The sequence below is a fragment of the Nonomuraea sp. NPDC050556 genome (genome assembly GCF_044457355.1).
Taxonomy (GTDB): domain Bacteria; phylum Actinomycetota; class Actinomycetes; order Streptosporangiales; family Streptosporangiaceae; genus Nonomuraea.
Map to the genome: position 1 here is coordinate 26344 of NZ_JBITGU010000005.1, position 22696 is coordinate 49039.

Below are 22696 nucleotides of genomic sequence, written 5' to 3' on the forward strand. Positions count from 1 at the left end.
CTCGTAAAGGCTCAAATCAGCATCTGGACGGCGGCCCGGCCGGCGAGGATCGGCTTGATGTGCTCGGTGATCACCTTGAGGTGCTCGGGGTGGTCGCGGTAGACGGCGTAGCCGTCCACGTCGTCGAACTCGGCGACGATCGCGAAGTCGTGGTTGCCCTCGCTGATGCCCGCGTCCGAGCCGAGGTCGTAGCGCTTGAGCTCGGAAATGACCGCGGGCAGCTTGGCCAGCCCGTCGGTCACGGCCTGCTTCTGCGCGTCGGTGGCGCTGTCTGCCCACTTCAGGAGCACTATGTGGCGGATCATGCGGCCAAGGTTGACACACTCCCTTGTTATTCTCATACTGAGATTATCTCTAAGCGAGAAGGACTAGCCGATGGAATTCCCGCCCTTCGCCGTGACTGTGGACATCGTGGCGCTCACCATCCGCGACCGGCGGCTGCACGTGCTGATCGTGGAGCGCGGCGTTGAGCCCTATGCGGGCCTGTGGGCGCTGCCGGGTGGCTTCGTCAAGCCGGACGAGGACCTCACCAGCGCGGCCGTGCGCGAGCTGGTCGAGGAGACCGGCATCGCCACCGGACCCGCCCACCTGGAGCAGCTCGCCAGCTACGGCGACCCGGGGCGCGACCCGCGCATGCGGGTGGTCTCCGTGGCGTACCTGGCGTTCGCGCCGGACATGGCCGACCCCTTGGCCGGTACGGACGCGGCCGAGGCCGTGTGGCATCCGGTCGACGACCTGCCGACGCTCGCCTTCGACCACGGGCGCATCCTGGCCGAGGGCGTGGAGCGGGCCAGAGCGAAGCTGGAGTACACGCCGCTGGCCACCGCGTTCGTCAGGGAGCGGTTCACCATCTCCGAGCTGCGGCTGGTCTACGAGACCGTGTGGGGCACTCCGCTGCACGCGGGCAACTTCCACCGCAAGGTCCTGTCCGTCCCCGGATTCGTGGAGGGCACGGGCGAGACCACGCAGACCGGCGGGCCGCGCGGCGGGCCCAAGGCGAAGCTCTACCGGGCCGGTGACGCGCGCCTCCTGCACCCGGCCCTGCTGCGGCCGTCGCGTGAGGAGGAGATCCGGTGATCCACCAGGGCGGGACGGCCGTGCTGTACGCCAAGGGCGACCAGGTGCTCAAGGTCACCAGGGACCCGGCGGACAACCAGCTGCTCAAGCGCGAGGCGATCGCCCTGCGGACCATCGCCGCCGAGGCTGACCCGACGCTCATGCCGTACATCCCGCGCCTGATCGAGACACTTAGAGTGCGCGGCCATCGGACCAACCTGATCAGCCGGGCCCCCGACGGGTTCGTGACCCTGGAGCGCGTCGGCGTGCGCGACCCGCGCGACATCGCGTGGATCTGGCGTCGGCTGCTCGTCGCCGTCGGGGTCGCGCACAGCACGGGGATCTCGCACGGCGCGGTCCTGCCCAGGCACGTGCTCGTGCACCCGATCGAGCACGGCCTGATCCTCGTCGACTGGTGCCGCGCCGGGCGCGACCCTTCCGACGACGTGCTGGCGGTCACCCGGTGCGTCGCCGCCCTGATCGACTCGCCGCCCGTGCGCATGCGCACGTTCGTCGACGGCTGCCTGGCGCGGCCCCCGCGCGACGCGTGGGCGCTGCTGAAGGAGCTCGACGACCTGCTCGAAGACCTGTACGGACCACGGACGTACCGTCCACTCCACCTGTAAGGAGACCCCCATGGGAAGCGGAATCTGGTCCACCGACGTCTACTCCTCCCGCGCCAGCTACCGCGCGGCCACCGGCGCCAGCGCCTTCGCCTACAGCGACAGCGGCGCCAGGACCGTGCACGACGCACTCAACCCGTTCGACGTGGTGCGCGAGTGCCGCGACTCGGACGAGCACCCCAACTCGCTGGCCATCTCGGTGCTGTTCGACGTGACCGGGTCGATGGGGCACGTGCCGCGCACGCTCCAGGCCAAGCTGCCCGACCTGCTCGGGCTGCTGCTGCGCAAGGGTTACGCGCGGGACCCGCAGATCATGTTCGGCGCCATCGGCGACGCCACCTGCGACCGGGCGCCGCTGCAGGTCGGCCAGTTCGAGTCGGACAACCGCATGGACGAGCAGCTCGGGCAGATCCTGCTGGAAGGCGGGGGCGGCGGGCAGAAGCGCGAGTCGTACGAGCTGGCCATGTACTTCATGGCCAGGCACACCGCGATCGACTGCTTCGAGAAGCGCGGGAAGCGGGGCTACCTGTTCATCATCGGCGACGAGATGCCCTACCGGCGGGTCGACAGCCGTCAGGTCCGCGTGCTGATCGGCTCCTCGGTGCGCGATCTGGGCATCAGCGACCTCGTCGACGAGCTGACCAGGATGTACGACGTCTACTTCATCCTCCCCGCCGGTGCCAGTTACGCGGGCGACACCGAGGTGCTGTCCGAGTGGCGCTCGCTGCTCGGCCAGAACGTCCTGGAGCTGGACGACCTCGACGCCGTGTGCGAGACGATCGCGCTCACCGTCGGGCTCGGCGAGGACACGATCGGGCTGCACGAGGGGCTCGACGACCTGTCCGACATCGGCTCGACGGCAGGTCCGTCGGTGGCGCGGGCGCTGTCACGGCTGGAGCTCGAGCGGTGAGCCATCACGCGATCATCGTCGTCGATCTGGGGTACGGCGACGCCGGGAAGGGCACCGTCGTGGACTGGCTCTGCGCGACCCGGCCGGTCCGCGCCGTGATCAGGTTCAACGGCGGCGCCCAGGCCGGGCACAACGTGGTGCTGCCGGACGGCAGGCACCACACGTTCGCCCAGTTCGGGTCGGGCACCCTGCGCGGGGTGCCCACCCACCTGTCGCGGTTCGCGGTCGTCGATCCGCTCGCGCTGTCGGCCGAGGCCGCACATCTGGCCTCGATCGGGGTGCGGGACCCGTTCGCGCTGATCACGGCGGATCCCGAGGCGCTGCTGGCCACGCCGTACCACGTGGAGGCGGGGCGGCGGCGGGAGCTGGCGCGTGGGGACGATCGGCACGGGTCGTGCGGGATGGGGGTGGGCGAGGTGATGGCGTACTCCTTGGCCCATCCCGACCTCGCTCCCCGCGTGGGCGACTGTGCCTCTCCGGACGTGCTGACGCGCAAGCTGCTGCGGTTGCGTGCGGTGCTGGACGTCTCGGGGCCGCCGGTGGCGGACTGCGTCGCCGCTTTCCAGGATTTTTCGGGATGCGTCCGGTTTGCTGCCGGGCTGCCGCCGGGTGGGCCGCTGGTCTTCGAGGGGGCGCAGGGGGTTCTGCTGGACGAGTGGCACGGCTTCGACCCGTACACCACGTGGTCCACGACGACCTTCGCCAACGCCCTTGAACTGCTGGGCGGGGCGCCCGCCGTACGGCTGGGCGTCGTGCGGACCTACACCACCAGGCACGGGCCGGGGCCGCTCGTGACGGAGGACCCTTCGCTGGTGGTGCCCGAGCCGCACAACCTCTTCGGGCCGTGGCAGGGGGCCTTCAGGCGCGGGCACTTCGACGCCGTCGCGCACCGCTACGCGATCGACGCGTGCGGCGGGGTGGACGCGCTCGCCCTCACCCACCTCGACGCGCCCGTCTCGCGGATGTGCGTCGCCTACGAGGGTCTCGACCGGCTGCCCGTGAACGGCGGTGCGGCCCTCACCTCGCTGCCCATGACCCCGGTCTACGCCACGGTGACCGACTGGCCCTCCGCCGTCTCGTCCGCGCTCGGCGCGCCCGTGGTCCTGCGGTCCTACGGGCCGACCTCCGACGACAAAATCTGCGCGGAAGGGTCCGTGCTGAGCGGGCAAGTACTGGTGTGATCACTGTTCCCGACAGCGCGGTCGCCGACCCGGAACGGTTCGCCGCCGTCTTCGACGCCCACTACCCGGAGATCCGCCGCTACATCGGCAGGCGGCTCGACCTGGACGTGGCCGAGGACCTGGCGGCCGAGACCTTCCTGATCGCCTTCCGCTCGCGCGGCCGGTTCGACGCCACCAAAGGCGGCGTACGGCCCTGGCTGTACGGCATAGCCACCAACCTCATCGGCCGCCACAAACGCGCGGAGGTACGCCGGTACCGCGCCATGGCCAGAACGGGACCGCCGCCCGACGTAGGGCACGACGACGAGGTCGCGGACCGGGTCACCGCCGGGGTGACGGCGGGCAGGCTCGCGGGGGCGCTTGCCGGTCTGTCGCGCGGCGAGCGGGACGTGGTCCTGCTCATCGCGTACGGCGAGCTGACGTACGAGGAGGTGGCGGCGGCGTTGGGCGTCGCCTACGGGACGGTGGCTTCGCGGCTGAGCAGGGCAAGGGCGAGGCTGCGCGAGACGTTGGGGGTAGAGCTGTGAGGCGCGAGTTCCAGATCATCGACGAGGTCATGCCGGACGTCCCGGAACCCGCTGATGTCGCCCAGGTTAGGGCGCGCGTGCTGGGCTCGCGGCAGCGGCGGCCACACCCACGCCTGCTCGTCGCGATGGCGGCCGCCGTCGTGGCGGCGCTCTTGGTCGTCGTCCCGCGCCTCGGCGAGGGCCAGCACATCACCGCCACCACGGACGGGGCGGTCCAGGCGCTGGAGACGGCGGCGCAGGCCAGGGCCGCCCGGCCGATGGAAGACGACCGGGGCTGGTGGACCCGCGAGATGGTGCAGATCTACTGGGGTAAGTCCGACAAGGGCGACTTCATGGTCATGGAGCAGTTCACGGACACGCTCTGGGTCGACCCGACCGGCCGCAACATGGAGGAGTACGGAGCCTCCACCGTCAAGCCCGCCGACGAGGCCGCCTGGCGCCTGGCGGGCTCGCCCAAGCTGTGCCCCGCCCAGGGTTGCGGTCAGAAGGGGGTCAGGCAGCCGGTGCGTGACACGTTCCAGCTGGCCAAGGGGCTCGACCTGACACTTGCGCAGGTGAAGGGGCTGCCCACCGAGGTGGAGGCGTTGCGCGCCGCCCTGCTGGCGTACTACGCGCCCTATCTGGAGATCGACCAGGACACGTGGTTGTGGGGGGCGGGCGAGCGGCTCCTCCTCGACGCGCCCACCTCGGGGGGGACGCGGGCCGCGCTGTACCGGCTGCTGGCGGCCCTTCCTGGGACTGCGCTCGTGGAGGGTGTCGAGGCCTTGCCCGGGTTCACCGACACGATCGCGCTCGTGCGTGGGGCGCCGGTGCAGGAGCAGATCGTGATCCACAGGAGGTCCGGGGACCTGGCCGCCGTTCAGGACGTGGCGCTTGACGCGGCCGTGGCGGCTGAGCGGATGGTCGGGGTGGGCGCGCCGTTCCAGCGGTTCTTCCTCTACGGGATGGGAATGCCCAGCGACCCGCCACCGTCATTCGAGCCTTAGAGCTCCTAACGGAATGAACCTCACCTCGAAAGTGCCCAGAAGGCTCAGAGAGCAGACCCTCCCCTCTGTACCCCTCTCTCCTTTTGAGGAGGGAGATGTGTGGGGGAGGTCCCCTTTTTGTTAGGTGTCCTTAGCCGTCGTTCGGGCCTTGGGGAGGGCCCGGGTGTCGGGCCCTCCCCTTGGTTGTTTGTCGCTAGCTCCAGGCGATCATGCGGAGCGGGTCCTCCAGCATGGCGCCGACGTCCCTGAGGAACAGGGAGCCGAGCTCGCCGTCGATGACGCGGTGGTCGAAGGACAGCGACAGGGTGGTCACCTTTCTGACCGCCAGCTGGCCGTCGACCACCCACGGCGCGTCCCTGACCTGGCCGAACGCGAGGATGGCTGATTCGCCCGGGTTGATGATGGGGGTGCCGGTGTCGACGCCGAAGACGCCGACGTTGGTGATGGTGAAGGTGCCTCCGGACATTTCATGCGGTTGGGTACGGCCTGCCCTGGCGGTGTCGGTGAGGTCGCCGAACGCCTGGGCCAGTTCTCTGAGCGACAGGGCGTGGGCGTTCTTGACGTTGGGGACCACCAGGCCTCGGGGGGTGGCTGCGGCGATGCCGAGGTTGACGTAGTGCTTGATGACGATCTCGTCTTCTTGCCACTGGGAGTTCATCATCGGGTAGCGCTTGATGGCGGTGATGACAGCTCTGGCTACCAGAAGCAGAGGTGAGACCTTCACATCCTGGAAGTCGTCCAGCGTTTTGAGGTGTTTGACGGCTTCCATGGTCTTGGTGACGTCGAGTTGGAGGAACTCGGTGACGTGGGGGGCTGAGTAGGCGCTGGCGACCATGGCTTGGGCCATCATCTTCCTGACGCCCTTGACGGGAATGCGCTCCTCGGTGCCCGGGACCGCACTCCCCGCGGCCACGGCTCCGGCCCGACCCGCCACGCTCCCCGCGGTCACAGCTCCGGCCTGGCCCGCTGCACTCCCAGCGGTCGCCTCCCAGCCCGCTCCTACCGCCACGCTCTCGCCGTCCGCAGCCTCTGCTCCGGATGCGCCTTCTACTGCTGCGTGGATGTCCTCGCGGGTGATGGAGCCTTGGGGCCCTGTGCCTGTGAGGGTTTTGAGGTCCACCCCCAGGTCTTTGGCCAGCTTCCTCACGGGCGGTTTGGCGAGCACCGTGACGTCTGCCTGGCTGGGGTCCGTCCGCGTTGCGCCGAGCTCCGCCGTACCACCCCTCGCCGACCCGGCGCTCGAAACCACCCCGCCAGAGGCCGCCCCGCCGGGCGTCGCCGCGCCGTGCATCCCCGCACCGGACGTCGCTGCACCAGGCGTCGCTGCGCCGGAGGACGCCGCCCCGGGGGTGACCCCGCCGAGGGGCGCTGCACCGGGAGTCGCGCCGCTTGTGCCCGCGCCGCCAGGAGGCACGCTACCTGGGGCCGCACCACCGGGAGTCGCGCCGCTGGAGGGCGGCGCGTTGGGGGGTGTCGTTCCTGGAGATGTCCCGCTCGGGGGCGTGGCGCCCGTTGTGGCGGGGGTTGGCCCGGCCGGGGGTGTGCTGCCGGGGGTCGGTCTGCCTGGGGTCGTGCCGGGGGTGGTGCCGCTTGGGGGGGTTTTGGGTGGGGCGGTGGGTTTGCGTTGGCGGCGTTTGGTGGCGCCGGTCTTCACGCCGTACCCCACCAGCACCGCCTGGCGCTCCTCCTTCGGAGCGGGACTGCCGTGGGCACCAGGCTCTACCGCGCCCTCTGCCGGCGGGTTGGGGACCAGGTCCTCCGGGGTGGGTTCGCCGGTGTCCACGGAGATGATGGGCAGGCCTACGTCGATCGTCTGCCCCTCCTCCGCCATCAGGTCGGCGATCACGCCTTCCCACGGGATCGGGAGCTCCACGATGGACTTCGCGGTCTCGATCTCCACCACGATCTGGTTGACCTTCACGGCGTCCCCCGGCTTCACGTGCCACCGGACGATCTCCGCCTCCGTCAGCCCCTCCCCTACGTCGGGGAGCTTGAATTCGCGTCGCATAAGGCCCCCTCTCAGTAGCTGTAGCTGCGGTCGACGGCTTCGAGCACCCTGTCCAGGTCAGGCAGGTAATGGTCCTCCAGCTTCGACGGCGGATACGGGGTCGAGGGCCCGCCGACCCGCAACACCGGGGACTCCAGGTGGTAGAAGCACTGCTCGGTGATCCGCGCCGCCAACTCCGCCCCGAACCCGCTGTACACAGGCGCCTCGTGCACGATGACGACCCGCCCCGTGCGACGTACCGACTCCATGACGTGCGGGGTGTCGAGCGGGTTGAGCGACCTGAGGTCGATCACCTCAAGGGACCGCCCGTCTTCCTCGGCGGCCGTCGCGGCCTCCAGGCAGGTCTTGACCATGGGCCCGTAGGCGAGCAGCGTCACGTCACTGCCCTGCCGTACGGTCACCGCCTTGTCCATCGGCGTCCACCAGTCCGTGGACGTGGTGTCGACCTCCGCCTTCTCCCAATAACGCCGCTTGGGCTCGAAGAAGATCACCGGGTCGTCCGAGCTGATCGCCTGCTGGATCATCGAGTAGGCGTCCAGCGGGTTGGAACAGGCCACGACGCGCAGCCCGGCCGTGTGGGTGAAGTACGCCTCTGGCGACTCGCTGTGGTGCTCGACCGCGCCGATCCCGCCGCCGCACGGAATGCGGACCACGACCGGCAGCTTGATCGCGCCGAGCGAGCGCATCGGCATCTTGGCGAGCTGCGTGATGATCTGGTCCGCCGCAGGGAAGACGAAGCCGTCGAACTGGATCTCGCACACCGGGCGGTAGCCGCGCAGCGCCAGGCCGATCGCGGTGCCGACGATCCCTGACTCGGCCAGGGGCGTGTCGATGACCCGGTCCTCGCCGAAGTCCTTCTGCAGGCCGTCGGTGACGCGGAAGACGCCGCCGAGCTTGCCGACGTCCTCGCCCATGATGAGGACCTTGGGGTCGTCCTCCATGGCCTTGCGCATGCCCTCGTTCAGCGCCTTGGAGAGTGAAAGGATGCTCATCGCTCGAAGCCCTCCAGGTAGGCGGCGTACGTGGCGCGCTCCTCGTCGATCAGCAGGTGCGGGTCCCTGTAGACGTGTTCGTACATGTCGAGCGGTGACGGATCGGGCATCTCGATGCAGCGTTTGCGCACGTCGGCGCCGAGCTTGTCGGCCTCGGCCTCGACGGAGTCGAAGAAGTCCTGGTCGGCGTGCTCGTTCTTGAACAGGTACGCCTTGACGCGCTCGATCGGGTCCTTGAGCTTCCACGCCTCCAGCTCGCTGGCCACGCGGTAGCGGGTGGGGTCGTCGGTGGTGGTGTGCGCGCCCATGCGGTACGTGAACGCCTCGATGAGCGTCGGCCCCTGACCGCTTCGCGCGTCGGAGAGGGCCTTCCGCGTCACCGCGAGGCAGGCGAAGACGTCGTTGCCGTCCACCCGGATGCCGGGGAAGCCGAAGCCGGACGCGCGCCGGTAGAGCGGGATGCGGGTCTGCTTCTCCAGCGGCTCGGAGATGGCCCACTGGTTGTTCTGGCAGAAGAACACGATCGGCGCGTTGAAGACGCTGGCCCAGATGAACGACTCGTTGACGTCGCCCTGCGAGGTGGCGCCGTCGCCGAAGTAGGCGATCGTCGCCGCGTTGGCGTCGTCGCGCTGGATGCCCATGGCGTAGCCGACCGCGTGCAGGGTCTGGCTGCCGATGACGATCGTGTAGAGGTGGAAGTTGTGCTCCGCCGGGTCCCAGCCGCCGTGGTTGACGCCGCGGAAGAGCCCGAGGAGCTTCACCGGGTCGACGTCGCGGCACCAGGCCACGCCGTGCTCGCGGTAGGTCGGGAAGGCCATGTCGGCGTCGGTCAGCGCGCGGCCTGAGCCGATCTGCGCCGCTTCCTGGCCGAGCAGCGAGGCCCAGATGCCCAGCTCGCCCTGGCGTTGCAGCGCGACGGCCTCAAGGTCGATGCGCCGGACGAGGACCAGATCGCGGTAGAGCGACTTGACCTCTTCTGGCGTGAGATCGATGTCGTAGTCGGGGTGCTCGACCCGCTCCCCCTCGGGGGTGAGCAGTTGTACAAGCTCCGGAGTTGCGTCACCGGTCATGAGACCTCCTTCGTCGGCCTCATGCCCAAAGTGCTGTGCTTACTGATGACCTCACGATGTTCGGTCATTGCCACTCCTTGTTGCTCAGGGCCGGGCGGATGGGGTTACCACCACTTCCTGGCCTTTCGTTCGCGTTAGTCCCATTTGGTGGTGGTCCTCACGCATATGGGGACATGGTGGCAGAGGTCACAGCCCCATACGCAAGCCCTTCCCCCGGTATTCGCCCGTGAACCTTTCCGCCGCCTGGCGGCGAGAAGAGATCATGAGGGTCTTCGTCGTCGCGCTGGTTCCCGCGGTCGGGCTGCGGCTGCTGGCCGTGCTCGGCTATCCCCCGGCGCTGCTCTTCTGGGCCGACTCCTTCACCTATCTGCGCGAACCCGAGCCTGGAGCGTTCCGCCCCGCCGGATACACGTTCTTCGTCACCTGGTTCGGCCGCGACCTGACGCTGGTGGTGCTGGCGCAGCACGTGCTCGGGCTGGCGCTGGCCGTGGCCGTCTACCTGTGCCTGCGCCGTCGCGGGCTGCCCGACTGGGGGGCCACGCTCGCCGCCGCTCCCCTGCTGTACGACGAGTTCCTGGTCCTGCTGGAGCACATGGTCATGGCGGACGCGCTGTTCACCGTCCTGGTGACGGCCGCGGTGCTCGTGCTGCTGGGGCGGCTCACGCCGGTCACCGCCGCCGTGGGCGGGACGCTGCTCGGGCTGGCCGCGATCACCAGGACGATCGGGGTGCCGCTGCTGCTGGTGGCCGGGGCCTGGATGCTGCTCCGCCGTACGGGATGGAGGCCTGTCCTGTGCCTGGCGCTGGCCGGGGCGTTGCCGCTGCTGGGCTACGCGACCTGGATGAAGGTGGAGGCGGGCACGTTCGGGCTGACCAGGGCCGAGGGCGTCTTCCTCTGGGCGCGCACGATGTCGTTCGCCGACTGTGACGCCTTCGAGGCGCGCACCCCTGAGCTGTGTCCCACGACGGAGGTACGGCCGGCGCCGCCGTTCTGGGTGTGGGGCGCCTCCTCGCCGCTCAAGCGCGTCCGCGGCGACAGGAACGCGGCGGCGGGCGAGTTCGCCCGCCAGGCGATCGCGGCGCAACCGGGCGGCTACCTGGCGGCCGTGGGGCGCGATCTCGGGCAATTGTTCAGGTGGGAACGTACCAAGGCCCGCAACCCCGCGGTCGCCAGGACGAACCCTTACTGGTTCCCTTTCAACGCCCGTCACGGCACGCGCGTGGTGGAGCCTTATGCGGGCTTACTCCGCGCCTATCAGCGTTTCGGATACGTGCCGTTCCCCGTGCTGATGGGGGTGCTCGTCGTGGGACTCGCCAGGCGGCGGCCCGACGCTTTGTTACCCGGAGTGGCGGCGCTCGTGCTCATCGTGGCGCCGCCGTTCCTCACCGGCTACGACGTGCGTTATGTCGTGCCCGCCATCCCGCTGGTCACCCTGTGCGCGGCGCTCGCCTGGCAGGGCACTAGGCTGAGCGGGCGAAAGTCCACTAGCTCTGGAGGCACCCTGTGGCGCGCGTCATCGTCGACGTCATGCTGAAGCCGGAAATCCTTGACCCGCAGGGCCAGGCGATCGCGCGGGCGCTGCCGCGACTGGGCTTCGCCGGGGTGTCCGCCGTGCGCCAGGGCAAGCGGTTCGAGATCGAGCTGGACGGCCCCGCCGACGAGGCCGCACTTGCGGACGTCCGAAAGATGGCCGAGACATTGCTGGCCAACACCGTGATCGAGGACTACTCGGTGCGGGTCGAGGGATAGAACGGCACAGTTGACACCCGGAATTACCCGTCTCGGCTTAAAGCCGGGTTTTGCCGTGCCACAATCCCACGAGCGTGCCAACAGTAAATAACAACAACGTGATTTTGCGGTTAGCCCCGATTTCACGGGGAAACCTACTCCAGGTGACGTTCTGGCGCCGGGAGGGGTCCGGTGGACATTGAGTTCTCGCTGGCACTGCCACGGGATGCGATCGGCATTCCGATGGTCAGGCGAGTGCTGGGTGATGCGATGCGTTCGCTCAACGTGAGCGAGACGTGCATCTCCGACATGCTGCTCGCGGTCTCCGAGGCCTGCTCCAACGCCGTGCGGCACGGCGGTCCCGCCAACCGCTACGAGGTTTCCGCCGCGATCGGCTACGGCCGGTGCGACGTGCGCATCGCCGACGGCGGCGAGGGTCTCTCCTCCATGCCGATCACCTTCCCGCCGCCCGACAAGGAGAACGGCAGGGGTCTGCTGATCATGCGGTCGGTGGTGGACGAGGTCTCCTTCGGCGTCACGCCCGGCCGCGGGACGACCGTTCACCTGCGCAAGCTCCTGTCGTGGGATGACGCCTCCCTCAGGACCCGCGAACTCGCCGCTGTCTGACCACCGGTAGCCTGGAGTACCGCCACAGACCACCGTCCGCCCCAAGAGACGGTGGCGTGCGCATGCGCCATTTCCTCGGAGGGGAAGACGTCATGACCGCTGCCCGCGTGGGCGTTGTCACGTTTCCAGGGACACTCGACGACCAAGACGCCGCCCGTGCCGTACGGCTGGCCGGTGGTGAAGCCGTGCCGCTGTGGCACGCGGACCACGACCTCAAGGGCGTCGACGCCGTCTTCCTGCCCGGTGGTTTCTCCTACGGCGACTACCTCAGGTGCGGTGCGATCTCCCGGTTCGCGCCCCTGATGGACGAGCTGATCCCGGCGGCCAGGGCCGGGCTGCCGGTGCTGGGCACGTGCAACGGCTTCCAGATCCTGTGCGAGGCGCACCTGCTGCCCGGCGCGCTGACCCGCAACGCCTCGCTGCACTACGTCTGCCGCGACCAGCGCGTCGCGGTCGAGTCCGCGTCGACCGCCTGGACCGGCGACTTCACGGTCGGCCAGGAGATCGTGCTGCCGGTCAAGCACGGCGAGGGGCGCTACGTCGCCTCGGAGGAGACCCTGGACGCCCTCGAGGCGAACGGCCAGATCGTCTTCCGGTACGCCGGAGGCAACCCGAACGGCGCCATGCGCGACATCGCGGGCATCTCCAACGAGGCCGGCAACGTCGTCGGCCTCATGCCGCACCCGGAGCACGCCGTCGAGGACCTCGTCGGCGCCCCGTCGACCGACGGCCGCGGCTTCTTCACCTCCATCCTGTCGAAGCTGGTGAACGCATGAGTGAGCGAAGCGAGCGATCAAATAAGCACGCCGACTCTGTCGGTCATGCCGACAGAGTCGGCATGACCGACAACGTGAAGCGCGCGGCTGAAACCCCGGACGAGGCGATGCCGTTCGCCGAGCTCGGGATGAAGCGTGACGAGTACGACCGCGTCGTGGAGATCCTGGGCCGCCGCCCGACCTCCTCCGAGCTGGCCATCTACTCGGTCATGTGGTCGGAGCACTGCTCCTACAAGTCCTCCAAGGTGCACCTGCGCCAGTTCGCCACCAAGGCCCCGGAGTCCGAGGCGCTGCTGGTCGGCATGGGCGAGAACGCGGGCGTCGTCGACATCGGCGACGGCTGGGCGGCCACCTTCAAGATCGAGTCGCACAACCACCCCTCCTACGTCGAGCCGCACCAGGGCGCGGCCACCGGCGTGGGCGGCATCGTGCGCGACATCATGTCGATGGGCGCGCGGCCGATCGCGGTCATGGACGCCCTGCGCTTCGGCGGAGCCCTCCAGGAGGACACCAGGCGCGTGCTGCCCGGCGTGGTCGAGGGCATCTCCCACTACGGCAACTGCCTGGGCCTGCCGAACATCGGCGGCGAGGTCGTGTTCGACCCCTGCTACATCGGCAACCCCCTGGTGAACGCGCTCTGCGTGGGCCTGCTGCGCAAGGACCAGATCAAGCTGGCGACCGCGCCGGGCCCCGGCAACAAGGTGGTGCTGTTCGGCGCCTCGACCGGGCCCGACGGCATCGGCGGCGCTTCCGTGCTCGCCTCTGCGACGTTCGACCAGGAAGACGAGTCGCAGGCACGAGCTGATGGTTCGCCTTCGGCGAAGAGGCCGGCCGTACAGGTCGGTGATCCGTTCATGGAGAAGCTGCTCATCGAGTGCTGCCTGGAGCTGTACGCAGCAGATGTCGTGGTGGGCATCCAGGACCTCGGCGCGGCCGGGGTGTCGTGCGCGACCACCGAGCTGGCCGCCAAGGGCACCGGCGGCATGCACGTCGACCTCAACCTGGTGCCGCTGCGCGACTCGTCGCTCCGCCCTGAGGAGATCCTCATGAGCGAGTCGCAGGAGCGCATGATGGCCGTGGTCACCCCGGAGGACATTCCGGCCTTCATGGCGATCTGCGAGAAGTGGGACGTGCCCGCGACCGTCATCGGCGAGGTCACCGACACCGGCAGGCTCGTGATGACCTGGCACGGCGAGACGATCGTCGACATCCCGCCGGGCACGGCTGCCGACGACGGACCCGTCTACGAGCGGCCCTACCACGAGCCGGTCGGCCAGGCGGCGCTGAACGCCGACGTGCCCGACAAGCTCGACCGGCCGTCCGACCTGCGCGCGACGTTGCTGCAGCTGCTCGGATCGCCGAACCTGGCGTCCAAGGAGTGGGTGACCTCCCAGTACGACAGGTACGTACGGTCCAACACCGTGCTCGCGCAGCCAGCCGACGCGGGGATGCTGCGTATCTCCGAGGTCATGGCCGGCGCCTCAGAGACCAAGCGCGGGATCGCGCTGGCCACGGACGGTAACGGGCGCTACGCCCGGCTCGACCCCTACGCGGGGGCGCAGCTCGCGCTGGCCGAGGCGTACCGCAACGTCGCGGTCACCGGGGCCAAGCCGCTCGCGGTGACCAACTGCCTCAACTTCGGCTCGCCCGAGGACCCCGAGGTCATGTGGCAGTTCGCCGAGGCCACGCGGGGGCTCGCGGACGCGTGCCGGACGCTGGGGGTGCCGGTCACCGGCGGCAACGTGTCGTTCTACAACCAGACGGGCGCGCAGGCGATCCACCCGACGCCGGTGGTCGGGGTGCTCGGCGTGATCGACGACGTCGCAACCCGCATCAAGTCCGGATTCGTCGCCTCTGGCCTGAAGATCGCCCTGCTGGGCGAGACGCGGGCGGAGTTCGGCGGCTCTGAGTGGGCGCACGTGGCGCACGGGCACCTCGGCGGGCTGCCGCCGGAGGCGGTGCTGGAGGACGAGCGCTCGCTGGCCACGGTCATGGTCGCCGCGGCGGCCGCCGGGCTGGTGGAGGGGTCGCACGACCTGTCGGACGGCGGGCTGGGGATCGCGCTGGCGGAGGCTTGCCTGGCTCGCGGGGTCGGGGCTCGGGTGTCGTTGAGCGACGACCCGTTCGTGGCGCTGTTCAGCGAGTCCGCCGGGCGGGCGCTGGTGGCGGTACGGCCTGAGCAGTTCGACGCTTTCGCGGCGCTGTGCGCTGAGCACGAGGTGCCTTGTTACGGGCTCGGGGTCACCGGTGGTGACGCGCTCGTGGTGGAGGACGTGTTCGAGGTGGCTCTCACCGACCTCCGCACGACGCACGAGGCGACGCTGCCTGAGCTGTTCGGCTGACGTGGAGAGAGAAGGGCCCGGTACCCGCCGTACCGGGCCCTTCTTGCTTTCTCAGGTGGTGGGCATGCAGACGACGTAGACGGTGCCGCTGCCGCCGTTGCCCTGGCCCTGGCCGGACAGCTCGGCCTTCCAGCCGTTCCCGACGGGGTAGCTGCCCTTGACCGTCGAGTTGGAGGAGCTGACCCCGCCGCCGGTCATCGTGTAGCCGGTGTCACAGGTGACGGTTCCGCTGCCGCCGGAGAAGTTGGCCGACTTGATGACCGTGGGCTTGGCGCCGCCCGCAGGACCCGGCTTGCCATCCTGACCGTTCTCGCCGTCCTTACCCGGCTTGCCCTGAGGGCCGGCGGGACCGGTGTCGCCCTTGGGCCCTGCGGGGCCGGTGTCGCCCTTGGGGCCCGGCTTACCGTCCTGCCCGTTGGTCCCGTTCTTGCCGTCCTTACCGTCCTCGCCCTTGGCGCCCGGCTTACCGTCAATGCCGTTCTTGCCGTCGACGCCGTTCTTGCCGTCCTTGCCCGCGGGGCCGGTCGGGCCGGTTTCGCCCTTGGGGCCCTGGATGCCCTGGAGGCCCTTGTCGCCCTTCGGGCCGACCGGACCGGTGGCGCCGGTGTCGCCCTTGGGGCCCGCCGCGCCGTCCTTGCCGTCCTTGCCCGCCGGGCCCACCGGTCCGCCGGTGCCGTTGAGGGTGTCGCCCCCGGCGCCCCACGTGACGCGGATCTCGGTCGCCCGGCACTTCGTCGCCGGGTTGACGATGCGGGCGTAACGGGTCTTCTTGTGCACGCAGGCGTGTACCTCCGCCTCGGCGGTGGACGCCGTGGCAGCGCCTCCCACGACGACGAGGGAAAGTGCGAGCACTCCAACCGAAGCGGCTGCGCCAAACTGGCGGCCGATGAACCTGATGGCCATGGGGGCTGTCTTTCTAGAGTGACGAATGTTGCGCATCAGGTACACGTTTCAACCGTTCCAATGGATGGCAGGCCAAACATCACACCTGCATCACGATGTCCGGTAAAACGACATAGTCGTGATCGCGATCTCGTGTGGATAATCGGGGCGTGACGTATCTCCCGCCGGCCAGACAGCCGGTACGGGCGGTGGTGTGGGCGATCCACCTGGCCCTGCCCCTGCTCGGCCTCTGGCTCCTGCTGGCCAACGACGGCGCCAACGTCTTCTGGCAGCACAACCCCAGCCACTTCTGGATGATCGTCACCGTCGCCGGCCTCAACGTGGCGCTCGGCGCGCTGATCAGCGAGGCGTCGAGGAAGCGCGACGACGCCCGCCTCTTCCTCGTCTCGATGGTCTTCCTGAGCAGCGCGGGCTTCTTCTTCCTGCACGGCCTCGCCACCCCGAAGATCATCCTGCCGACCGGCTCGCTGGGGTTCGACCTCGGCCAGCAGGTGGGCCTGAGCATCGCGTCGGTGTTCGCGTTCGCCTCGGCGTTCCCGCTGGCCGAGAAGGCGGCGCGAGCCGTACTCACCTATCAGCACCTGATCCGCGGCGCCCTGTTCGGGTTCATGATCCTGTGGGGCCTGGCCTCGCTGATCCCGGCGATCACGCCGCTGAGCGAGCCGCCGTCCAAGGAGCCGCTGAACTGGCTCGCCCTGGCGTCCATCCCCGGCCTGCTGCTGTACGGCGCGGCCGCCGTGATGATGTTCCTGCTGCACCGCAGGCGGCCGTCGGCGATGCTGGTCAGCCTCATCACCGCCTACGCTCTGCTGGCCGAGGCGATGATCGCCGGGATGTCGCAGCTCAACTGGCGTCTGTCCTGGTGGGAGTGGCACGTCCTGCTGACGCTGGCGTTCGTGTTCGTGGCTTACAGCGCCTACCTGCAGTTCAGGCGCGAGGGCAGCAGCGCGGGGCTGTTCGACTCCGTGGCGCTGAACGCGACCGTCAGGCGCATCCAGCGCGGCTACGAGGAGGCGCTGGAGGAGCTGGTCGAGCACGTCAGGCGCGGCGAACCGCTGGCGGCCACGCGCACGGCGAGCAAGTTCTCGATGAGCGAGGGCCAGGCGGCCGTGCTCGACCGGGCGGGCACCGCGCTGGCCAACGAGCGCGAGCTGTCCGAGCGCCTGGCCGCGCTCGTCGACGTCGGCTCCCAGGCCCGCGTCGGGCTGGGCGAGGGCGCGCTGCTGGCGGGCGCCCTCGACCGGGTACGGCAGGCCTACGGCGACGTGCGTATCGGCCTGGTCTCCGAGGGCAACGTGTCCATCGGCTCGCGGGAGTACGACTTCCCCGGCAACCTGCCGGTCAGGCGCGGCGAGCTGGTCGCCTACCCGCTGACCGTCAAGGGCCTGCTCGCCGGGGCGCTGGAGGTGCCGGTGGCGCGCAACGACCAGGACGAGGCGCTGGCCCACACCCTGGCCAGCCAGCTCTCGATCGCGCTGGAGAACGCCAGGCTCTACCAGGAGCTCGACACGCTCTTCCGCCAGTACATGTCGCCCGACGTGGCCAACGCGCTGCTCGCCGACCCCGGCCAGGCCGCGCTGGGCGGCGAGCTGCGCGAGCTGACCGCGCTCTTCGCCGACCTCCAGGGGTTCACCACGTTCTCCGAGCGCGTCTCGCCCGGGGAGATCGTGGAGATGCTGAACCGCTACCACACGGCCGCCGTGCCGTGCATCCTGGCCAACAACGGGACGATCGTGCAGTTCGTCGGCGACGCGCTGCTGGCGCTGTTCAACGCGCCCGCCACGCTCCCCGACCACGCCCGCTCGGCGTGCCGGGCGGCGCTGGCCATGCAGGAGGCGGCGGCGCGGGTGTCCGAGGAGGTCGCCTGGGAGCAGGCGGCCGGGTCGATGAACGGGGTGGAGTGGCCGACGTTCCGCGTCGGGGTGAACACCGGGATGGCGCTGGTGGGCAACATCGGCAGCCCGGCGCTGCGCGGCTTCAACGCGATGGGCGACAGCGTCAACGTGGCCGCCCGCCTGCAGTCGCTGGCCGATCCCGGCACGGTGGTGATCGGTCAGACCACCCTCGACCGGCTCGGCGGCGCGGCCCAGGTGTCGCCGCTCGGGTCGCTCAGCCTCAAGGGCAAGCAGGAGACCGTGCCCGCCTACCTGCTCAGCTCGCTGGCCGAGAACGCGTAATTAGACGTTCCGCGGGCTGCAAGTGGCAGACATAATCGGCGCATGACTGCAGAGCCTGGCGAGTTCCTGTCCATGCTCACCCCCGACGAGCAGGCCGCACTGCGCAAGGCCGGCCGTCCGCGCCGGTGGGAGCGCGGCGCGACCGTGATGACCGAGGGCGACACCTCAGACTGGGTGCTCGTCCTGACCGAGGGCCGCGTGAAGTGTTCCTCGCACACCAGCAGCGGCAACGAGGTCGTGCTGGCGATCCGCGGGCCCGGCGGGCTGATCGGCGAGATGGCCTCGATCGACGGCTCCCCCAGGTCCGCCACCGTGACGGCGCTGGAGCCGGTCGGCGGCATCGTCGTCGCCGACTTCGCCGGGTTCCTCCGCGAGCACGGCAACGTGGCCGTGCTCCTCATGCAGATGGTCACCGGGCGGCTGCGCGACGCCGACCGCAAGCGCATCGAGTACGGCGCCTTCGACACCACGGGCCGGGTGGCCACGCGGCTGGTGGAACTGGCCGAGCGGTACGGCGAGCCGACCAACGGCGGCCTGCGCGTCGCTCTGCCCCTCTCGCAGGACGAGCTGGCCGGATGGACCGGCGCCTCGCGCGAGGCGGTCAGCAAGGCGCTGAGGACCCTCAGGGACCGCGGCCTGATCGAGACAGGCCGCCGCAGGGTGATCATTCACGATCTGGAGGGGCTGAAGAAAAGGGCGAGGTGACCCCCGTCGAGCGCAGGAGCTCGCCGGGAGAGAGCGAGGAACGAAGCCAACGAGCGGCGAAGCGGGCGCGACAATTGGGGCGGCACAAAACGGACGTACGTCGTACGTCATAGTGGAGGCTATGGTCACCGTCCCCCATGACCTTCCCGGCACGCCCGAGTACGTCAGCAAGCTGCGCTACGCCTGGCGCGTGTGCTCGGTGACGAGCCTCGGGCTCGTGCTCATCGGCATCGCGGGCAGCACGCTCAACGTCGCCCTGCCCACCGTCGTGCGGCACTTCCAGGCCGGGCCGTTCGAGTCCGGCTGGATCCTGCTGTCGTTCCTCCTGGTGAGCACGGCCTCGCTGGTGTTCTTCGGCCGCGTGGCCGACCTGCTCGGCAGGCGCGAGGTCTACCTGACCGGTTTCGCGCTGTTCACCCTGGCCTCGCTGCTGGCCGGGTTCTCCCTCAACGTGTGGTTCCTCATCGCCATGCGGGTGGTGCAGGCGGTCGGGTCGGCGATGATCCTGGCCAACGGCACCGTGATCATCACGGACGCCTTTCCCGCCGACCGGCTCAGCCAGGGCATGGGCGTCTACATCGGCACGCTGTCGGTGGCGCAGCTGATCGGGCCGTCGGTGGGCGGGCTGATCGCGGAGACGGCCGGCTGGCAGTGGATCTTCTGGGTGAACGTGCCCGCCGGGATCATCGCGCTGGTCTGGGGCGTGCTGACCCTGCGCAAGGTGGAGCGCGGGCCGCGCGAGCCCGTGGACGCGCTGGGCAACGCGCTCATCTTCGCCGCGCTCTCGGCCGCGCTGCTGGCGCTGTCGGAGGCCGGGTCGCGCGGGCTGACCAGCCCGGTCGTGCTCACCGGGGCCGGGCTCTTCGTGGTGCTGGTGCCGATCATCGTGGTCGTGGAGCGCCGGGCCTCGCATCCGGTGCTCGACCTGCGGTTGTTCGGCGGGCGGATGCTGGCGTGCGCGAACCTCGCGTCGTTCTGCAACGCGCTGGCCAGGTCGGCGCTGATCCTGGTGGTGGCGCTCTACTTCCAGGCGGCGCGCGGGCTGGACGCGTTCGAGGCGGGGCTGAGCGTGTTACCCGTGCCCCTGGGGATAGGGCTGGCCTCGCCGATCGCGGGCGCGCTGCGGGTCTCGCCGTACGCGCTGTCCATCGGTGGCAGCCTGTTCAGCGCGGCCGGGCTGGGCACGCTGATGCTGACCGCCGATCCGGCCACCCCCTACTGGATCATCGGGATCGGGCTGTTCGTGGCCGGGTGCGGCAGCGGCACGTTCCTGACCGGCAACACCACGCAGGTGATGTCGGCGCTGCCGCACGGCAGCCTGGGCGTGGTGAACGGCTTCCGCGTCATGATCATGAACGTCGGCATCGTGCTCAGCGTCGGCCTGTCGCTCAGCGTCCTGGCCAGCTCGGTCTCCCCCGAGCTGCGCGCCCAGGTCTACGCGGCCACCCTGTCCCGCCTGTCGCCGGTGGCGGTCGAGCAGGTCATGGACGGCTTCCGCACCACCTACGGTCTGCTCTTCGCGGTCGCCCTCGCCGGAGCGGTGCTCGCGGCGCTGGCTAGGACACGCGCACCGGCAGCCGCTCGATCCCGTTGACGAAGTTGGAGCGCACCCGGGTGACCTCCCCGGCCAGCTCGACGGTGGACAGGCGCGGGATGAGCTCCTCGAACATGACGCGCAGCTCCAGGCGGGCCAGGCTGGCGCCGAGGCAGTAGTGCGCGCCGCCGCCGAAGGCCATCTGGTCCATCCCGGTGCGGGTCACGTCGAAGCGGTGAGGGTCGGGGAAGACCGCAGGGTCCCTGTTGCCCGCCGCGTACCAGAGGACGACCTTGTCCCCTTCACGGATCCTCCGCCCGTGCAGGGTGACGTCGCGCGTCGCCGTACGCCGGAAGTGGTAGACCGGCGAGGCCCAGCGCAGGAACTCCTCGACGGCGCCCGCGATCAGCGACGGGTCCTCGCGCAGGAGGTCGAGCTGCTCCGGGTGCTCGATGAGCGCCTTCATGGTGTGCGAGATCGCGTGGCGGGTGGTCTCGTTGCCCGCGACCACCAGCAGCAGGAAGTAGTTGTGGAAGTGGTCGGGCGACAGCGGCACGCCGTCCTCCGGGAGCTGGTTGACCAGCTTCGACACCAGGTCGTCGCCCGTCCCGCCCCGGCGGCGCCCGGCCAGGGCGTCGCCGTACGCGAAGACCTCCAGCGAGGCGGGGCTCCGGAACGGCAGGTCCTGATATTTCGCGTTCTCTTCGAGGTAGGCCGTGTTGCCGATGATCTGGTTGCCCCAGTCGATCAGCTTCGGGGTGTCCTCGACGGGAACGTCCAGCATCCTGGCCAGCACCCGGATCGGGAAGTCAGCCGAAATCTCACGAACGAAGTCGAACTCCGAAAGAGGCAGCGCCGCGTCCAGGGTCGACCGGGTCAGCCCGCGTAAGAACGCCTCGAAGCGGGCGTTCACCTGGCGCGGCATGAAGTCGCGCTGCAGCAGCTTGCGCAGCGCCCGGTGCCTGGCCCCGTCCGTCTCCAGCATCGACCGGCGCAGTTCCCGGCGTACCGGGTCGTCGATCTCCTCCAGATTGGTGAACATCTCCGAGGTGAACGCCGCCGGGTCGCGCCCGACGGACACGATGTCGGCGTGCCTGGTCAGCGACCAGAACCCGGACCCGTCCCGCTCGTCGCTCCAGTGCACGGGGTCGTTCTCGCGCAGCTCGTCGAAGAGCGCCCACGGCGGCCCGTCGGCGAAGGCTTCGAGGTCAAAGGTGATAGGCGTACTCACGGAACTCCCAATCGGTGACGGCCCGCTCGAACCGCTCGACCTCGTTGCGCTTGTAGGTGACGAACGACGTCACGAGGTCCTTGCCCAGGACCCCGACCAGCTCCGCGTCCGCCTCCAGCGCGTCCAGCGCGGCCGTGAGGTTCTTGGGCAGTACGGCGGAGCGCCCTGGGTCGTATCCGTACCCCTCCAGCGGTTGCGGCGGCTCGACGCCGTCCCGCATCCCCAGGTAGGCCGCGGCGAGCACGGCCGCCACGCCCAGGTAGGGGTTGGCGGAGGCGTCGCCGAGCCGCAGCTCCAGCCGCGCCCCAGCGCCGCGCTCCGGCGGCACCCGCAGCATCGCGCTGCGGTTGTCCAGCCCCCAGTCGACCAGCCACGGCGCCAGCGTGTCCGGCCCGAAGCGCTTGTAGGAGTTGATCGTCGGGTTCATGAACGCCGCCACGGCCGGAGCGTGCGCGAGGATCCCGCCGATCGCGTAGAGGGCCTTCTCCGACAGCCCGTACCGCGAGGCGGGGCCGTCGAAGACGTTCACGCCGTCGGCGGAGGCCATCGACAGGTGCACGTGGAACCCCGACCCGCCCTCGTCGTCGAACGGCTTGGCCATGAACGTCGCCCGCAACCCGTCGAGCCGCGCGATCTCCTTGATCGCCGCCTTGAACCTGAACGCCCGGTCGGCCGCGTCCAGCGCCTCGGAGTGGGTGAGGTTGATCTCGAACTGCCCGCCGGAGTACTCGTGGTTGCCCATCAGCACCCCGAGCCCGAGGTCGCGCGTCCAGCGCAGGGCCCTGAGCAGGTGCCCGTCGCTGTCGCCGCGGCGCCCTGCGGTGTAGACGTCGCCGGTGGAGTCCGAGTAGCGCCTGCCCTCGGCGTCCATCAGGAAATACTCGAGCTCGGGCCCCACCACGGGCACGACGCCCAGCTCGGCGAAGCGGGCGGACACCTCGCGGAGCGCGGCGCGCGGATCCTCGGCCACCCGCGAGCCGTCGGAGTGCCGCGCGTCGCCCAGGCACCAGGCCACGCCCGGCTCCCACGGCAGCGCCTTCAGCGTGGACAGGTCCGGGAAGACCGCGATATCGGGGAGACCCACGTCCAGCCCGCCGGGCACCGGGATCGTCTCGCCGCGCGGGGTGGTGTGGTAGACCGCCCGGCAGAAGGCCAGCCCGTGCTCCTCGACCCCGGGGAGCGCCTCCACCAGCACGTCCTTGGCCCGGTCGATGCCGAGCAGGTCCGGATAGACGATCCGTACGACGTCCACGCCTTCCACGGGGCCTCCTCGGCAGTCGTTTGGACCCAAACCATAAGCGTGGTCCCCGCCCCGGTCAA

The 22696-nt window shown here is 69.9% G+C and carries 21 protein-coding genes; 14 read left to right on the forward strand and 7 right to left on the reverse strand.

Translation table 11 applies throughout. The features are described from left to right. Positions 1-11: 11 nt before the first annotated feature. Positions 12-305, reverse strand: coding sequence for a Dabb family protein (locus tag ACIBG8_RS42380; protein WP_397348908.1), 294 nt, complete (start codon positions 303-305; stop codon positions 12-14). A 70-nt stretch (positions 306-375) separates the two neighbouring features. On the opposite strand from ACIBG8_RS42380, the gene ACIBG8_RS42385 reads away from it, so the two are divergent. From ACIBG8_RS42385 to ACIBG8_RS42410, 6 genes are read left to right on the forward strand one after another with little or no spacing between them, the layout of a single operon-like run. Then, entirely contained in the window at positions 376-1077 is a 702-nt protein-coding gene (locus ACIBG8_RS42385; RefSeq protein WP_397348909.1) for an NUDIX domain-containing protein, read from the forward strand. Next, a complete protein-coding gene (locus tag ACIBG8_RS42390; protein ID WP_397348910.1) occupies positions 1074-1682 on the forward strand; it encodes a hypothetical protein in 609 nt (202 codons plus the stop codon). Before ACIBG8_RS42385 ends, ACIBG8_RS42390 begins: the two co-directional genes overlap by 4 nt. A gap of 10 nt (positions 1683-1692) precedes the next feature. Then, a complete protein-coding gene (locus ACIBG8_RS42395) occupies positions 1693-2589 on the forward strand; it encodes a hypothetical protein (RefSeq protein WP_397348911.1) in 897 nt (298 codons plus the stop codon). Next, the gene (locus ACIBG8_RS42400) at positions 2586-3770 is read left to right on the forward strand and encodes an adenylosuccinate synthetase (RefSeq protein ID WP_397348912.1); all 1185 of its coding nucleotides are present in this window, start codon (positions 2586-2588) and stop codon (positions 3768-3770) included. Before ACIBG8_RS42395 ends, ACIBG8_RS42400 begins: the two co-directional genes overlap by 4 nt. After that, entirely contained in the window at positions 3767-4297 is a 531-nt protein-coding gene (locus ACIBG8_RS42405) for an RNA polymerase sigma factor (RefSeq protein ID WP_397348913.1), read from the forward strand. Before ACIBG8_RS42400 ends, ACIBG8_RS42405 begins: the two co-directional genes overlap by 4 nt. Further along, a complete protein-coding gene (locus ACIBG8_RS42410; RefSeq protein WP_397348914.1) occupies positions 4294-5283 on the forward strand; it encodes a hypothetical protein in 990 nt (329 codons plus the stop codon). Before ACIBG8_RS42405 ends, ACIBG8_RS42410 begins: the two co-directional genes overlap by 4 nt. 193 nt (positions 5284-5476) lie before the next feature. On the opposite strand, the gene ACIBG8_RS42415 is transcribed toward ACIBG8_RS42410, so the two are convergent. Genes ACIBG8_RS42415 through pdhA form a run of 3 tightly spaced genes read right to left on the reverse strand, consistent with a single transcriptional unit; the run spans position 5477 to position 9353 of the window. Beyond that, positions 5477-7291: a 2-oxo acid dehydrogenase subunit E2 gene (locus tag ACIBG8_RS42415; protein ID WP_397348915.1), complete on the reverse strand. Its 1815-nt coding sequence runs from the start codon at positions 7289-7291 to the stop codon at positions 5477-5479. 11 nt (positions 7292-7302) lie between these two features. Continuing rightward, positions 7303-8283 (reverse strand): alpha-ketoacid dehydrogenase subunit beta, encoded by a 981-nt coding sequence (locus ACIBG8_RS42420; RefSeq protein WP_397348916.1) that lies wholly within the window; start codon positions 8281-8283, stop codon positions 7303-7305. Next, the gene (gene pdhA / locus ACIBG8_RS42425; protein ID WP_397348917.1) at positions 8280-9353 is read right to left on the reverse strand and encodes a pyruvate dehydrogenase (acetyl-transferring) E1 component subunit alpha; all 1074 of its coding nucleotides are present in this window, start codon (positions 9351-9353) and stop codon (positions 8280-8282) included. The genes ACIBG8_RS42420 and pdhA overlap by 4 nt, the downstream gene beginning before the upstream one ends. 262 nt (positions 9354-9615) lie before the next feature. Here pdhA and ACIBG8_RS42430 point away from each other — a divergent pair, with 262 nt between their 5' ends. From ACIBG8_RS42430 to purL, 5 genes are all read left to right on the forward strand, one after another. After that, positions 9616-10887 (forward strand): hypothetical protein, encoded by a 1272-nt coding sequence (locus ACIBG8_RS42430; protein ID WP_397348918.1) that lies wholly within the window; start codon positions 9616-9618, stop codon positions 10885-10887. Then, the gene (gene purS, locus ACIBG8_RS42435) at positions 10857-11102 is read left to right on the forward strand and encodes a phosphoribosylformylglycinamidine synthase subunit PurS (protein WP_397348919.1); all 246 of its coding nucleotides are present in this window, start codon (positions 10857-10859) and stop codon (positions 11100-11102) included. The genes ACIBG8_RS42430 and purS overlap by 31 nt, the downstream gene beginning before the upstream one ends. Positions 11103-11273: 171 nt before the next feature. Continuing rightward, positions 11274-11708 (forward strand): ATP-binding protein, encoded by a 435-nt coding sequence (locus tag ACIBG8_RS42440; protein WP_397348920.1) that lies wholly within the window; start codon positions 11274-11276, stop codon positions 11706-11708. 92 nt (positions 11709-11800) lie between these two features. Further along, positions 11801-12484, forward strand: coding sequence for a phosphoribosylformylglycinamidine synthase subunit PurQ (gene purQ, locus ACIBG8_RS42445; RefSeq protein WP_397348921.1), 684 nt, complete (start codon positions 11801-11803; stop codon positions 12482-12484). A gap of 62 nt (positions 12485-12546) precedes the next feature. Continuing rightward, complete coding sequence (purL, locus tag ACIBG8_RS42450) at positions 12547-14826, forward strand: phosphoribosylformylglycinamidine synthase subunit PurL (protein WP_397348922.1); 2280 nt, start codon at positions 12547-12549, stop codon at positions 14824-14826. Between the two features lie 51 nt (positions 14827-14877). Here purL and ACIBG8_RS42455 read toward each other — a convergent pair whose 3' ends face one another. Beyond that, a complete protein-coding gene (locus tag ACIBG8_RS42455) occupies positions 14878-15729 on the reverse strand; it encodes a hypothetical protein (protein WP_397348923.1) in 852 nt (283 codons plus the stop codon). Between the two features lie 149 nt (positions 15730-15878). On the opposite strand from ACIBG8_RS42455, the gene ACIBG8_RS42460 reads away from it, so the two are divergent. The 3 genes from ACIBG8_RS42460 (at position 15879) to ACIBG8_RS42470 (ending at position 20205) form a co-directional block, all read left to right on the forward strand. Next, a complete protein-coding gene (locus ACIBG8_RS42460; protein WP_397348924.1) occupies positions 15879-17906 on the forward strand; it encodes an adenylate/guanylate cyclase domain-containing protein in 2028 nt (675 codons plus the stop codon). Positions 17907-17948: 42 nt separating this feature from the next. Then, on the forward strand, positions 17949-18611 hold the full coding sequence (locus ACIBG8_RS42465) for a Crp/Fnr family transcriptional regulator (RefSeq protein ID WP_397348925.1): 663 nt from the start codon (positions 17949-17951) through the stop codon (positions 18609-18611). Between the two features lie 121 nt (positions 18612-18732). Next, positions 18733-20205: an MFS transporter gene (locus ACIBG8_RS42470; RefSeq protein WP_397348926.1), complete on the forward strand. Its 1473-nt coding sequence runs from the start codon at positions 18733-18735 to the stop codon at positions 20203-20205. Here the strand turns inward: ACIBG8_RS42470 and ACIBG8_RS42475 are convergent. Together ACIBG8_RS42475 and ACIBG8_RS42480 are read right to left on the reverse strand one after the other, a co-directional pair. Next, complete coding sequence (locus tag ACIBG8_RS42475; protein ID WP_397348927.1) at positions 20168-21376, reverse strand: cytochrome P450; 1209 nt, start codon at positions 21374-21376, stop codon at positions 20168-20170. The two genes, ACIBG8_RS42470 and ACIBG8_RS42475, sit on opposite strands and share 38 nt — an antisense overlap. Then, complete coding sequence (locus ACIBG8_RS42480; protein ID WP_397348928.1) at positions 21354-22637, reverse strand: glutamine synthetase family protein; 1284 nt, start codon at positions 22635-22637, stop codon at positions 21354-21356. The genes ACIBG8_RS42475 and ACIBG8_RS42480 overlap by 23 nt, the downstream gene beginning before the upstream one ends. Positions 22638-22696 lie beyond the last annotated feature (59 nt).